This is a genomic window from Gemmiger gallinarum, from assembly GCF_014982805.1.
GTDB classification, from domain to species: Bacteria; Bacillota; Clostridia; order Oscillospirales; family Ruminococcaceae; genus Gemmiger; species Gemmiger gallinarum.
Map to the genome: position 1 here is coordinate 232,998 of NZ_JADCKC010000002.1, position 14,369 is coordinate 247,366.

The window sequence follows — 14,369 nt, forward strand, 5'->3', positions numbered from 1 at the left end:
CCGGACCTCGCCGTTTTGGGGTGTTTTTGTTTGGGTTCAGGCCGCCACGGTGAGCTGGGACACGGTGCGCCCCTGCCGCCACAGACGGCTGTATACCTCGCTGCATTTTTTCAGCCGGGCAAAGGTGCGCCGGGCCTCGCACTCGTTGCAGTAGACCTTCCAGCAGCCCATGCACCGGCAGTTTTTGCCCCCGTGGTGGATGAACCCCGCCACATCCCAGAGGGGATACCCCAGAAATATGCCGATCTCATGGGGAAAATCCCCGCTGCCTGTCAGTCGCTCCCGCAGGCGGCGCAGGGCATCCTCCGGGTCGGCAGAGGTGTAGCCGTAGGGCTGCAGCAGGCATCGCGCTCCCCGCCGGTCCAGATCCGCCCGCAGCCGGGCCGGACGGTAAACATAGATCAGTGCATGGGTACCGTCACAGCGCAGCACCGTCAGCTCGATGCCCTTATGATTCAGCGCTGTGCGCCAGGCCTCCAGCTCGCCGGGGCCCGGGCAGGGACAGCGGAACAAACTGGCCGTCTTGAGGTTGGCCAAGGTGGGGGCACAGTGGGTGATGAGACAGGCTTCCAGCATGGGGACCTCCTTTGGAATCATAAATTTTGTGAGAACCGTCCAAAACCGACGGTGAAATATTGTGCGCAATATTGTTAGAAGAAGCTAACCGCGTGAGAAAAAGCAGCGCGGCCACGCCTGCGCTGCCGGGCAAAGGGAAGACCTTCCTCCAGTGCACTTGATCCGGAGCAGGTTGTGTCCGCGGGAGTTAGTTTTTGCTAACAGCATCAGTTTACCATAGGCAACCAAAGACTGTCAAGCGTGCCTGCCCTGCTGCCCTGCCGTAATTATCTGATCCTTTGACCCCGGGCTTGACAAGGGGAATTGTTGCGTGCATAATAATTGCATGTGCAACAATTTTCGCATGCGGAGGGACTGCCATGGAATACCACACCATGCTTTACATCAACACCATTGCCCGGTGTGCAAACCTCTATCACGACGAAGCCTTGCAGAGTGCCGGGCTGAGCTCCTATCAAAGCGCATATATTCCCATCATCTGCACCCATCCCGGCATCACCCAGGACCAGATTGCCCGGCAGCTGCATGTCAACCGCAGCAGTGTGACCCGGCAGCTGACCTCTCTGGAGGAAAACGGTTTTGTCATCCGCCGCCGCAGCACCGATGACCGCCGGGCGGTGGAGGTCTACCCCACCGACAAGGCTCAGGCCGTTTTGCCTGCCGTGCGGGAAGCCCGCCGGAAGTGGCGTTCCCTGCTGCTGGAGGACGTGACCGACGCCGAGCGGGAAGCGCTGGACCATTTGCTGGCACGCCTGGCCGACCGGGCCGTATCTCTGGTCTGAACCCGTCCGGCGGGCATCTCTTCCCGACCTTTTGACTGCAACCTTTCGAGGGGATTTCATGAAACACATTGTCTCCTATCTGGCGCCATACCGTGCAAGCATCGCGTTGGAAATGGTCATCAAGATTCTGGGCACCCTGGCCGAGCTGCTGCTGCCCTGGATGCTGCAGGTCATTCTGGACGATCTTGTGCCCGAAAAGCGGCTGAACGCCATTCTGCTGTGGGGCGGCGGCATGGTGGTCTGCGCGGCGGCGGGCCTGGTCTTCAACATCATTGCCAACCGTATGTCCACCGGGATTTCCCGGCAGGTCACCCGCCAGATCCGGTTTGATCTCTTCCGCCGGGTGCTGCGGCTTTCCGGCGCCCAGGTGGACGAATTCACCACACCCTCCCTCATCTCCCGCCTGACCTCAGACACCTATCATGTGCACGAGATGATCGACCGTATGCAGCGGATGGCGGTTCGCGCCCCCATTATGCTGCTGGGCGGCGTGGCCATGACGCTGTTTCTCGACCCGGTGCTTGCCTGCGTGCTGGTGCTGCCCCTGCCGCTGATGGTGGCGGGTGTATGGGCATTGTCCCGCCAGGGCATTCGGCTGTACACCGCCACCCAGACCGCCGTGGACGGCATGGTCCGCCGTGCCCAGGAAAGCATGGCGGGTATCCGGGTCATTCAGGCCCTGTCCAAAATCGACTACGAAACCGGCCGTTTTGACCAGGCAAACCGGGAGACCGCTCAGCGGGAATACCGGGCCGGGCTGTTGATGAACGCCACCAATCCCCTCATCAACGCCATCCTCAACGCAGGACTCACCGGCGTTGTGGTGGTGGGTGCCCTGCGGGTCAACGCAGGCGCCAGCCAGCCGGGGGCCATCATTGCCTTTCTGAGCTATTTCACCATGATCCTCAACGCCCTGATGATGGTCTCCCGCATTTTTGTCATGCTGTCCAAGGGCATTGCCAGCGGACGCCGGGTGGCGGAGGTGCTGCAGGCTCCCGACGACATGCTGGTAAGCCCCATCCCCGCCAGCCCCGACCATGCACACATTGCCTTTGAAGGGGTCAGCTTTTCCTACGGCAAGGCGGAAAAAGATCTGTACAACATCAGCTTTTCTCTGCAGGCAGGGCAGACTCTGGGCATCATCGGTCCCACCGGCTGCGGCAAGTCCACCCTGCTGCGCCTGCTGCTGCGGGCCTACGACCCGGACGCCGGGCGTATTCTGATCCATGGCCGGAACCTGCTCAGCATTCCCTCCCAGGAACTGCACAAAATGTTCGGCGTCGTCTTTCAGAACGACTTTCTCTTTGACGGCACCCTGACGGACAACATCGACTTTGGCCGGGACCTGGAACGGGATGCCCTTTGCCGGGCTGCCCAAAATGCCCAGGCCGAGTTTATCAGTACCCGCCCCGGCGGGCTGGACGGCCGCATCGCAGCCCGTGGAGCCGACCTTTCGGGCGGACAGAAACAGAGAGTGCTGCTTGCCCGGGCCATGGCAGGCAGCCCTGAAATTCTCATTCTGGACGACAGTTCCTCGGCTCTGGACTACAAGACCGACGCCGCCCTGCGCCGGGCGCTGGCCCATGAATTCAGCGGTGTGACCAAGGTCATTGTGGCCCAGCGGGTCAGCGCCATCCGCCATGCCGACTGCATCCTGGTGCTGGACGAGGGCAGCGTCATCGGTCAGGGCCGTCACGAGGAACTGATGCAGAGCTGCCCGGCTTACCGTGCCATTGCCGAGGCTCAGATGGGGGAGGTGGATTGACATGCGGGAAAGCAAAGGTTTGGGAGGACCGGCGGGAAACGACGGCAAGTCTTTCGAGCGGCCCAAACAGAGTGCGGGCGTCATTCTCAAACGGCTGTGGACCTATCTGGCCGGGTGCCGGCGTCTGGTGGCACTGGCCATCGTCATCAGCATTGCCAGCAATCTGCTGGCCCTGGTGGGACCCAAGCTCAGCGGCTACGCTGTGGACGCCCTGCGCCCCGGACAGGGACAGGTGGACTTTGAGGCGGTATTCTTCTATGCCAAATGGATGCTGGTCGCCTATCTGGTGTCGGCTGCCCTGAGCTATCTGCTGGCCACTCTCATGGTGCGCATCGCCCGGGACGTGGTCTACCGGCTGCGGCGGGATGTGTTTGAACATCTCATGAAGCTGCCCGTCCGCTTTTATGACAGCCATGCCATCGGCGACGCCCTGAGCGTATTGTCCTACGATATCGATACCATCAGCACCATGCTGTCCACCGACCTTATTCAGATGATGACCAACCTGCTGACGGTGGCAGGGTCCTTCATCATGATGCTGACCATCTCTCCCCTGCTGTTTCTGCCCTTTCTCGTCACCATTCCGGCCTCCATTCTCTTTACCCGCTACCGGGCACGGAAGGTCCGTCCCCTTTACCGGGACCGCTCGGCGGCCCTGGGCGCCCTGAACGGCTACGCCGAGGAGATGACCGGAGGGCTGGAAACCATCCGCGCCTATGGCCGGGGCAATGTCTTTCTCCACCGCTTCGATGCCAAAAACGCCCAGGCCTGCGAGGCCAACTACCGCGCCGACTGCTTTGCCAGCATGACGGGGCCCTCGGTGGGATTCATCAACAACCTGTCTCTGGCACTGGTCAGCACCCTGGGCGCCGTGCTGTATATGGCGGGTTGGATCTCCCTGGGCAGTGTATCCTCCTTTGTGCTCTACTCCCGCAAATTTTCAGGCCCCATCAACGAGTTTGCCAATCTGTTCAGCGAATTGCAGTCCACCCTGGCGGCGGCGGAGCGGGTCTTTACCCTGCTGGATGAGCCGGAGGAAGCCCCCGACGCCCCTGACGCCCAGGTGCTGGCCCCCGCCTCCGTCCGGGGCGAGGTCGTCCTGACCGGCATCGACTTCGGCTATTCCCCCGACGCTCCGGTGCTGCAGGGCCTGAATCTGCGGGCAAAGCCCGGCCAGACCATTGCCATTGTGGGCCCCACCGGTGCGGGCAAGACCACCATCATCAACCTGCTCATGCGGTTCTACGATCCCCTCCGCGGCAGCATCACGGTGGACGGACACGACATCCGGCATCTGACCCGAGCCAGCCTGCGGCTGGCCTACTCCATGGTTTTGCAGGACACCTGGCTGTTCACCGGCACCATCTATGAAAATCTGGCCTACGGCAAGCCGGGCGTCACCCGGCAGGAGGTCATGAACGCCGCCCGGGCCGCCCACATTCACCGGTTTATTCTGTCCCTGCCCCAGGGCTATGACACGGTATTGCAGGACGGCGGCGCCAACATCTCCAAGGGCCAGCGCCAGCTTTTGACCATCGCCCGGGCCATGCTGCTGGACGCCCCCATGCTGATTCTGGACGAGGCCACCTCCAATGTGGACACCGGTACCGAGCAGCAGATCCAGAAAGCCATGCTCACCCTGATGCAGGGCCGCACCTGCTTTGTCATTGCCCACCGCCTGTCCACCATCCAGAACGCCGACCAGATCCTGCTTTTGCAGAACGGTCGTGTGGCCGAACAGGGCACCCACCAAGAACTGCTGGCCAAAGGCGGCGCTTACTGCGCTCTCTACCGTGCCCAGTTTGAAGATTCCAATGCCGGGTAAAGCCCTCCCGCGCCCCCATACAAAAACCCGCCCCGTCAGGCGAGAAAAGCCTGGCGGGGCGGGTTTTGTTTCTTTGTGTGTGGCAGTGCCCTGTCAGGACACTTTTTTGCCGCAGCGGCGGCAGAATGCATAGTCAGCCTGCAGCGGCGCGCCGCAGTAGGGGCAGAAGCCGCCCTCCGGGGCGGAGGCCTGGCCCTCATGGGGCGCGGAGCGGGAGGACGTATCCCGGTACAGGTCCTCCCGGTGGGCGTTGCGGGGGTCAAAGGGGTCCGGTTCCTCCCCGTCCTCGGTGATGTCGTACTCCGAGTAGCGGTTTTTGCCGAAAGCGTTCTGCGCCGAATACGCGGTGCGGATGACGCCCAGAACGATAAAAGCCACACCAAACAGGGGGAAAATCAGGCCCACAATGCCCGCTCCCTGAGTGATGGAGGCGGCCAGGATGGTCCAGAACACGCCGAATCCAATGCCGAAGATGCCAAAAACCACTTCCATGGCGGATGAACCGCGGCCCGGCTTGATGCTTTTCATAATTGTACGCCTCCCTGTGCTTTTTTGTGGGGTCCTGTCGTTTTTCTGATAATAGCATATTGCCGATTCCATTGCAAGCAGATGTGTGCGCCACAGGCATACACTTGACTTTATCAAAGAAACATGATACGCTATGTTTCGACGCGCCGCTGCCCGCCGGGAATCTGGGAGCGGTGCAGACCATTCCCGCTGCGGTGCGGGAAGGTCAGCAAAACAGAAAGTGAGTGGGAAGAATGGAACAATTTACGCAGCTGGTCAGCACTGCCAGCGATTTTTTGTGGAACAACATTCTGCTGTTTCTTTTGTGCGGCACCGGCATTTACTTTACCATCCGGCTGGGCTTTGTACAGATCTTCAAGTTCGGCAGCGGCATGCGGGGCATGTTCAGTGAGTTCAGCCTTCACGGCAAGGCGGCAGGCAAGGACGGCATGAGCTCCTTCCAGGCGCTGACCACCGCTGTGGCCGCCCAGGTGGGCACCGGCAACATCACCGGCTGCGCCACCGCCCTGGCGGGCGGCGGCCCGGGCGCCATCTTCTGGATGTGGATGTCCGCCTTCTTCGGCATGGCCACCATCTACGCCGAGGCCATTCTGGCCCAGACCTTCAAGACCACGGTGGACGGCCAGGTCACCGGCGGCCCCGCCTACTACATCCGCGCCGCCTTCAAGGGCAGGTTCGGCAAGTTCCTGGCCGGGTTCTTCTCGGTGGCCATTGTGCTGGCTCTGGGCTTTATGGGCAACATGGTCCAGTCCAACTCCATCAGCGATGCCTTCCACAATGCCTTCGGCGTCAACAAGCTGGCCGTGGGCGTGGTGGTGGCCATCATCGCCGCCTTCATCTTCCTGGGCGGCGTCAAGCGCCTGGCTTCCGTCACTGAAAAGCTGGTTCCCTTCATGGCGGTCTTTTACATTGTGGGCTGCCTGATCATTCTGGTCATGCGCTGGCAGCTCATCCCCAACGCCTTCGCCCAGATCTTTGTGCTGGCCTTTGAGCCTCAGGCCATCGCCGGCGGCATCGCAGGCGTCACCGTCCGGGAGGCCATGCGCTACGGCGTTGCCCGCGGCCTCTTCTCCAACGAGGCCGGTATGGGCTCCACCCCCCACGCCCATGCTCTTGCCAAGGTGGAACACCCCCAGGACCAGGGCGTCATCGCCATGATCGGCGTCTTCTTCGACACCTTCGTCATCCTGACCCTCACCGCCCTGGTGGTCATCACCTCGGGGCTCATCCCCACCGGCCTGCAGGGCACTGCCCTGACCCAGGGGGCTTTCAACCAGTCCTTCGGCGCCTTCGGCGATGTGTTCATCGCCATCTGCATGCTGTTCTTCGCCTTCTCCACCATTATCGGCTGGTACTTCTTCGGCGAAGTCAACTTCAAAGCCCTCTTCGGCAAAAAGATGCTGCCGGTGTACAGCGTTATCGTCGTCATCTTTGTGCTGGTGGGCTCCGCCCTCAAGGTGGATCTGGTGTGGGAGCTGTCCGACTTCTTCAACGGCCTGATGGTCATTCCCAACCTCATCGGCCTGCTGGCCCTGTCGGGTCTGGTGGTCCGCATCCACAAAAACAAGTAACGCCTTTTTTCGCAGCGCAAAAACCGCAGAGCCGGACCGGCTCTGCGGTTTTTGTTTTCTGTCAATTACTGGGTCAGGAATTCCCGGATCTCGGCCTCCACTGCCCGGACCTCCTCCCGGAAGGCCTTGGAGGACACCCGCAGGGCGCCGTTGCCCAGAATGATGAGCTGCTCGGCGCCGTCGGAGGTGACCACCCGGGTACGGTACTGCTTGGCGATCTCGTGGGTGGCCTTTTCAATGTACATGTCGGCGGTCTCCGCCTCCTTGGTGTAGACCACGTAGAGGTTGTGGTATTGTTCCACCTCACGGCCGCCGCCCTTAACCTTGTAGGCATCGAACACCAGAATGGGCACGCATTTGCGGTAGCCCGCATAGTTGCAGAGGATATCCATGAGTTTGCGGCGGGCAGCGTCCAGATTGTCGGCAGCCAGGGCTTTGAGTTCATCCCAGGCAAAAATCACGTTGTAGCCGTCCACCAGAAGGTGCTCGGGGCCTTCGGGGCGGGGCGCGGCGGGCGTTCGTGGTGCCGCCGGAGCGGGAGGCTGCTTTTTCACCGGGCGCATGGCCTGGCGGGCATCCCGGCGGATGGGTCCGTAGGTGCGCTCAAAGATGGCCATGAGTTCCTTGTCCTCGGCCAGAGTGCCCCGGTAGGCTGCCGCCCGGGCGGCCCGGGCGCTGCGGTCCCCCTCCCGGGCCATGCTCTGGGCCATGCGGGTATCCCGGTCCAGCACGCTGGGCAGGTGCATATGACTGGGGACCTCGTCCCAGTGGACGTTGTACCCCGCCCCGTGGGAGCAGAACACCGAGTCGGCGGTATTGTCGGTATCGGCGTCGGCATCGTAGCCTGCCGCTTCAATGACCTCCTGGGCGTTGTGGCAGGGGGCGTAGCCGCAGGGCAGGCAGGTCAGCTGGCCCCGGCCCCGGGTATAGGCCGCCACCTCCCGGGCGTAGCCCCTCAGCTCCGACACCGGCGCCTTGCCGGAAAGCACCGCCGTCTCCCCCTCCGAGAGGGGCGCCTCAAACTGGGCGCAGAGGCGGGGCATATCGGCCAGAGCCCGGCCCACGTTCTCCTGGGGCAGGCGAAGTTTGAACTCGTACCAGGGTTCCAGCAGCACGCAGCTCCCCGCCGCCTGGGCGGTGCGCAGACCCTGCCGCACCGCCCGGTAGGTGGCCTGGCGGAAGTCCCCGCCCTCGGTGTGTTTGGGGTGAGCACGACCGGATGCCAGGGTGATATGCACATCGGTGAGAGGCGCACCGGTCAGGGGGCCCAGATGGGTCTTTTCCGCCAGATGGGTGAGGATCAGCCGCTGCCAGTTGAGGGCCAGGGCATCCTCCCGGCAGGAAGAATCCAGCCGGACGCCGCTGCCCGGCTCGCCGGGTTCCAGCAGAAGGTGTACCTCGGCATAGTGGCGCAGGGGCTCATAGTGGCCCACCCCCTCCACCCGGGTGTTGATGGTCTCTTTATACAGGATGCCGCCCTCGTCGAAGGTGACTTCCAGCCCGAAGCGGCGTTTCAGCAGGCTCTGCAGAATTTCCATCTGCACCTCGCCCATGAGCTGGAGATGGACCTCTCCCAGCCGTTCGTCCCACACCACGTGGAGGAGGGGGTCCTCCTGTTCCAGTTCCCGCAGCTGGCGCAGGGCGGTGTGAACATCACAGCTTTCGGGCAGGTGGACCCGGTAGCGCAGCACCGGCTCCAGAGCGGGGGCTGCAGCGTCGGGCTCAAAGCCCAGCCCCTCCCCGGGGTAGGTGTCGGCCAGGCCGGTGACGGCACAGACCGCCCCCGGCAGCGCCTTGCCGATGGGCTGGAACTTGGCCCCTGAGTAGAGCCGCAGCTGGTCCGCCTTGCCCTGCCAGGGGGTGCGGGCGTCGGGGCGGGAGGAGAGCTCCGCCTTGACGTTGAGTTCGCCCCCCGTCACCTTCAGCCAGGTCAGGCGGGAGCCGGTGTCATCCCGGGTGATCTTGAAGATGCGGGCGCCGAATTCCGCCGGTGCCTCCGGCTGCCGGGTGAGGGTATCCAGGGCGTCGGTAAGGGCGTCCACCCCCTCCAGGCGCAGGGCAGCGCCGAAATAACAGGGAAAGACCTCCCGCCGGGCGATGGCCGCGGCCAGCTGGTCTTTGGTGGGCGTTTTGCCCGCCGTGACCGTCTCCAGCAGTTCTTCATTGCAGAGGGCCAGATCGTCGGCGCAGGCGGGGTCGGTGAGATCGACGCAGCCGTCCCCGAAGCGGCGGCGCAGCTCGGCCAGGCGCAGAGCCCGGTCGGCCCCCGCCAGGTCCATCTTGTTCACAAAAACGAACACCGGCACCCGGTAGCGTTCCAACAGCCGCCAGAGCGTCTCGGTGTGGCTCTGGATGCCGTCGGTGCCGCTGATGACCAGAATGGCATAGTCCATGACCTGCAAAGCCCGCTCGGCCTCGGCGGAAAAGTCCACGTGGCCGGGGGTGTCCAGCAGGGTGATCTCGGTATCCGGCAGGCGCAGCACCGCCTGCTTGGCAAAAATGGTGATGCCCCGGGCCCGCTCCAAAGCATCGGTGTCCAAAAAGGCGTCCCGGTGGTCCACCCGTCCCAGCTTGCGCAGCGCCCCCGCGTGGTAGAGCATCGCCTCGCTCAGCGTCGTCTTGCCCGAGTCCACGTGGGCCAATATGCCGATGACCAGCCTTTTCATAGTTCTGTTCCTTCCCCTGTTTTATCGTATTTTTTTATTATAGCGCACGGGGCGGCGGGTTGTACAGCGCGGTGCCGGGGGGTCCAATATTCCTCCCTGGCCGCCCGGGCTCTTTTTTTGCCGCCCCGCTGTAATTTTTCGGTTTTGGTGTCGCCAAACAGAACAGTATGTGCTATAATAAAATGAATTTGTCTGCGCCGGGGCTTTCCCGGACGAAAAAATGCCTGGAGGTTTTCAATCATGCAGGACACGCAGCAAAGCCCACGGCGGCAAACCCTTGCCCGATTCCGCAAGTATGAGCCCCTGATCCGGGAGCTCGTCACCCGGGATCTCAAGGTCAAATACCGCCGCAGCTTCCTCGGCTACGTCTGGAGCATTCTCAATCCGCTGCTCATGATGGCGCTGCAGACCATCATCTTCAGCTATATGTTCAGCAGCAACATTCCCAACTATCCCCTCTACCTCATCTGCGGCAACACCCTCTTCACTTTCTTCAACGAGAGCGCCAACATGGGTATGGCGTCGGTGCTGGGCAATTCATCGCTCATCAAAAAAGTCTACATTCCCAAATATATTTTCCCCCTCAGCCGTGTGGCTTCCAGCTTTGTGACCATGGTGTTCAGTCTGGCGGCGGTTTTGCTGGTCATGCTCTTCACCCGCGCCACCCTTTACCCCACCCTGCTTCTGTTCTGGGTGCCGCTGATCTTTGAGTTCTTCTTCTGCTGCGGCATCGCCCTGCTGCTGTCGGCCCTGGCGGTCTATTTCCGGGATATCCAGTACCTGTTCGGCATCCTGACCATGGCCTGGATGTATGCCACCCCCATCTTCTACCCCATCGAACAGCTGCCCCCCTTTGCCCAGAACCTGATGAAGTTCAACCCCATGTATCACTATATCAACCTGTTCCGCAACCTGGTCATCTACGGCAACATTCCCGGCCCCAACACCTGGATCGCCTGCATCGTCAGCAGTGTGGTCATGCTGGTGCTGGGCCTGTGGGTGTTCCGCAAACTGCAGCGGAACTTCATCCTGTATATCTGAGGAGGCGCCACCATGGCGAATATCATTACCGTCGACCATGTGTCGATGCGCTTCAATCTGGCGCAGGAGAAAACCGAGACTCTCAAGGAATACGCCGTCAAACTGCTGCGCGGCCAGCTGATGTTCAACGAGTTCTACGCCCTCAAGGACGTGAGCTTTCAGGTGGAGCGGGGCGAGTCGGTGGCACTCATCGGCCGCAACGGCAGCGGCAAGAGCACCATGCTCAAGGTAATTGCCGGTGTCATGTACCCCAGCCAGGGCAGCGTCCGGGTCAACGGGGAGATTGCCCCCATGATCGAGCTGGGCGCCGGCTTCGACATGGAGCTCACCGCCCGGGAGAACATTTTCCTCAACGGTGCGGTGCTGGGCCACGACCGGGCCTACATGCAGGAGCATTTTGATTCCATTATCGACTTTGCCGAGCTCAAGGACTTTGTGGATGTGCCGGTGAAGAACTACTCCTCCGGCATGCTGGCCCGCCTGGGCTTTGCCGTGGCCACCGAGGTCAAGGCCGACCTGCTGGTGGTGGACGAGGTGCTGGGCGTGGGCGACTTCATGTTCCAGCAGAAATGCCAGAAACGTCTGGCGGACATGCTGGCGGGGGACACCACCCTGCTGTTTGTCTCCCACAATTCCCAGCAGGTGCGGGAGCTCTGCAGCCGGGCCATCTGGCTGCACCACGGCGTGGTGCGGGGGGATGGTCCCGCCGACGAGGTCTGCACCGCCTACGAGACCGCCATGCAGCGGGGCGAAGTCTGATCTGCCCCCTTCCACACCATACGGGGAAAGGAGTTTTGGTCCGGGCAGGGCCGTTTGTGACACGAGAATGAAAAGAATCGCCGTGGATGCCTACCTCAACTCCAACCTGGGGGATGATCTGTTCCTGACCATCCTCTGCCGCCGGTATCCCCGCCTGCACTTTTTTGTGCGCAGCGGTGCTGCCGCCCTTCCCATCGTTCAAAGCCTGGACAATCTCCATCTGCTGCGAAACGACGGGTTCACCCTGTCCGGGCTGTTGTATCGCGGGGTCAATTTTCTCCGCAAACGGCTGCGGGGGACCCGCTCCGACTGGTATGTGGAGCGCTGCGATGCCCGGCTGCTGATTTCCGGGTCCTGCTTCATGGAGCAGGCCGGGCCGGAGATGATTGCCTGGCACGACTTTTTTCTCCGGGAACCTTCCTATGTGATGGGCTGCAATTTCGGTCCCTATCATTCTGACGAGTATCTGGAGACCTACCGGCAGATTCTGGCCCGGCCGAGAGTGGTGTGCTTCCGGGACCGCTTTTCCTATGCCCTGTTCCGGCAGCTGCCCAACGCCGCCTGTGCCCCCGACATCGTGTTTGCCTACCCCAGGCAAGAGCGCACCGACCCGCCGGAGAAAGGCTATCTGCTGCTCTGCCCCGCCCCTCTTTCCAAGGACGGCCGGTCCGACCTTGCCCCCTGGGAGGAGCGGTATCTTGCCCTCCACCGGGAAGTTGTCCGGCAAACGCTGGCCGGGGGGCGTTCGGTGGTGCTCCTCAGTTTCTGCGAGGAGCAGGACCGCCCGGTGGCCGAGGCCATCTGCGCCGGGCTGGAGGATTCCTCCCGGGTGCGGCTGGTGGACTATCCCCGCCTGTCGGTCCGGGAGGCTGCGGGCTATCTGGCGGGAGCGGACGCCGTGCTGGCCACCCGGTATCACGCCATGATTCTGGCCCTGCTGTACGAGCGGCCGGTGTTTGCCCTCTGTTACAGCGACAAGCTCACCCACGTGATCGAGGATCTGGACTGCGGCATCCCCCACTGCACGCCGCAGCAGCTGGATCACCTCACCGCCCGGCAGGTGCTGGATGCTTTGAGTCATCCTCTCCCGGCGGCGGCCCTGGAAACGATCCGCCGGGCTGCCGCCGACGCAGAGCAGCACTTTGCCGCCTTTGACCGCGATTTTGGACCGCCTGCCCCGGCGCAGGTGTCCGGACAGAACTGATATGAAATTTGAACGCACACAAAACGCAACCAAAAACATCATTGCCGGGGTAAGCCTCAAGCTGTACCAGATCATTGTGCCGTTTTTGATGCGCACCGTCATGATCTATACCCTGGGCATCCAGTATCTCGGCCTGAATACCCTGTTTTCCTCGGTACTGCAGGTGCTCAATCTGGCCGAGCTGGGCGTGGGCAGCGCCATGGTCTACAGCATGTACCGCCCCATCGTTGAAAATGACCGGAAAAAGATCTGTGCCCTTCTGCAGCTGTACCACCTGTACTACCGCATCATCGGGTGCGCCATTCTGGCGATCGGGCTGGCGATCCTGCCTTTTATCCCCAATCTGGTCAAGGGGGATGTGCCCGACGGCATCAACCTCTATGTGCTCTACCTGCTCAACCTGCTGGCCACGGTGTGCACCTATCTGCTCTATGCCTACAAGAGCTCGCTGTTCATGGCCCACCAGCGCAACGATGTCATCAGCAAGGTGACCTTTGCCGTCAACACGGTGCAGTATCTGGTCCAGGCCGCCCTGCTGCTCCTCTTCAAGAACTACTACGCCTATCTCATCGTCTCGCTGGTCTGCGGCATCGCCGTCAACCTGGTGGTGGCTTTGTGCGCCTCCAAAACCTATCCCTTCTACCGCCCTGAGGGACGCCTCCCCTCCGATGAGATCCGTGCCATCAACCGCAAGGTCCGGGACCTGTTCACTTCCAAAGTGGGGTCGGTCATTGTGGATTCGGCGGACACCATCGTCATCTCCGCCTTTCTGGGGCTGACGGTGCTGGCCGTCTATCAAAATTATTTCTACATCCTTTCTTCCATCGCCGGCTTCATCGCCATCATCTTTTCTTCCTGCTCGGCGGGCATCGGCAACAGCCTCATCGTGGAGACTGAGGCCAAAAACTTCCATGACCTGAAGAAATTCACCTTCATCATCATGTGGATCTCCGGCTTCTGCACCGCGGCCATGCTCTGTCTCTACCAGCCCTTCATGGAAATCTGGGTCGGCAGCGAGTACTGCCTCGACTACAGCATTGTGATCTGTCTGGGCGTCTACTTCTATGTGCTGGAGATCAACCGCCTGCTCAACATCTATAAGGATGCCGCCGGCCTCTGGCACGAGGACCGCTGGCGCCCCCTGGTCACCGCCCTGTCCAATCTGGCCATGAACCTGCTGACGGTACAGTTCTGGGGGCTGTACGGCGTGATTCTCTCCACCGTGCTGTCCACCCTCTTCATCGGCATGCCCTGGCTTCTGCACAACATCTTTACCACTCTGTTCGACCGCAAACGTCTGTCCGGTTATCTCCGCACCCTGGCTGGATACACCGTCGTTACGGCGGCCATCTGCATCGTGACCTGCCTTGTGTGCAGCATTCCTCACTGGTCGGCATGGCCCACCTTCTTCTTCCGGGCCGGAGTCTGCGTGGTCCTGCCCAACCTGCTGTATCTTGTGATCTTTGCCCGCTCCCCTGAATTTGCGGACAGCCTGCTGCTGGCCGACAAAATTACCAAAGGCCGTATTCCTCCGCTGGCGGAGTTTGCCCGCAAGGCCTCCGGGGACGGACAGTGACCATCCCCGGGAGGCTGAAACCTTCCCCATACCAAAAACAGCCCTCTGACGGTTCCATCCGTCAGGGGGCTGTCTG

At 61.7% G+C, this 14,369-nt stretch carries 11 protein-coding genes; 8 read left to right on the forward strand and 3 right to left on the reverse strand.

The genetic code is table 11. The annotated features are described in order from the left end of the window. Window positions 1-36 precede the first annotated feature (36 nt). Entirely contained in the window at window positions 37-576 is a 540-nt protein-coding gene (locus INF35_RS06710; RefSeq protein ID WP_193500854.1) for a DUF3793 family protein, read from the reverse strand. 359 nt (window positions 577-935) lie between these two features. On the opposite strand from INF35_RS06710, the gene INF35_RS06715 reads away from it, so the two are divergent. The 3 genes from INF35_RS06715 to INF35_RS06725 are packed head-to-tail and all read left to right on the forward strand — an operon-like array spanning window position 936 to window position 4,948. Next, complete coding sequence (locus INF35_RS06715) at window positions 936-1,358, forward strand: MarR family winged helix-turn-helix transcriptional regulator (RefSeq protein ID WP_193500856.1); 423 nt, start codon at window positions 936-938, stop codon at window positions 1,356-1,358. Between the two features lie 58 nt (window positions 1,359-1,416). Continuing rightward, complete coding sequence (locus INF35_RS06720; protein ID WP_193500858.1) at window positions 1,417-3,123, forward strand: ABC transporter ATP-binding protein; 1,707 nt, start codon at window positions 1,417-1,419, stop codon at window positions 3,121-3,123. Window position 3,124: 1 nt separating this feature from the next. Further along, a complete protein-coding gene (locus INF35_RS06725; protein WP_193500860.1) occupies window positions 3,125-4,948 on the forward strand; it encodes an ABC transporter ATP-binding protein in 1,824 nt (607 codons plus the stop codon). Between the two features lie 93 nt (window positions 4,949-5,041). Here INF35_RS06725 and INF35_RS06730 read toward each other — a convergent pair whose 3' ends face one another. Continuing rightward, a complete protein-coding gene (locus tag INF35_RS06730) occupies window positions 5,042-5,476 on the reverse strand; it encodes a zinc-ribbon domain-containing protein (protein WP_193500862.1) in 435 nt (144 codons plus the stop codon). A gap of 233 nt (window positions 5,477-5,709) precedes the next feature. Here INF35_RS06730 and INF35_RS06735 point away from each other — a divergent pair, with 233 nt between their 5' ends. Beyond that, on the forward strand, window positions 5,710-7,047 hold the full coding sequence (locus INF35_RS06735; protein ID WP_193500864.1) for an alanine/glycine:cation symporter family protein: 1,338 nt from the start codon (window positions 5,710-5,712) through the stop codon (window positions 7,045-7,047). A 65-nt stretch (window positions 7,048-7,112) separates the two neighbouring features. Here the strand turns inward: INF35_RS06735 and INF35_RS06740 are convergent, their stop codons facing one another. Continuing rightward, a complete protein-coding gene (locus INF35_RS06740) occupies window positions 7,113-9,713 on the reverse strand; it encodes a translation factor GTPase family protein (protein ID WP_193500866.1) in 2,601 nt (866 codons plus the stop codon). Window positions 9,714-9,953: 240 nt separating this feature from the next. Between INF35_RS06740 and INF35_RS06745 the strand changes: the two genes are divergently transcribed. From INF35_RS06745 to INF35_RS06760, 4 genes are all read left to right on the forward strand, one after another. After that, window positions 9,954-10,754: an ABC transporter permease gene (locus INF35_RS06745; protein ID WP_193500868.1), complete on the forward strand. Its 801-nt coding sequence runs from the start codon at window positions 9,954-9,956 to the stop codon at window positions 10,752-10,754. Between the two features lie 12 nt (window positions 10,755-10,766). Further along, window positions 10,767-11,513 carry an ABC transporter ATP-binding protein gene (locus INF35_RS06750; RefSeq protein WP_193500870.1) on the forward strand — a complete coding sequence of 249 codons (747 nt, stop codon included), beginning with the start codon at window positions 10,767-10,769 and terminating at the stop codon, window positions 11,511-11,513. A 67-nt stretch (window positions 11,514-11,580) separates the two neighbouring features. Continuing rightward, a complete protein-coding gene (locus INF35_RS06755) occupies window positions 11,581-12,717 on the forward strand; it encodes a polysaccharide pyruvyl transferase family protein (protein ID WP_193500872.1) in 1,137 nt (378 codons plus the stop codon). Window position 12,718: 1 nt separating this feature from the next. Then, the gene (locus INF35_RS06760; RefSeq protein WP_193500874.1) at window positions 12,719-14,293 is read left to right on the forward strand and encodes a lipopolysaccharide biosynthesis protein; all 1,575 of its coding nucleotides are present in this window, start codon (window positions 12,719-12,721) and stop codon (window positions 14,291-14,293) included. Window positions 14,294-14,369: the final 76 nt, after the last annotated feature.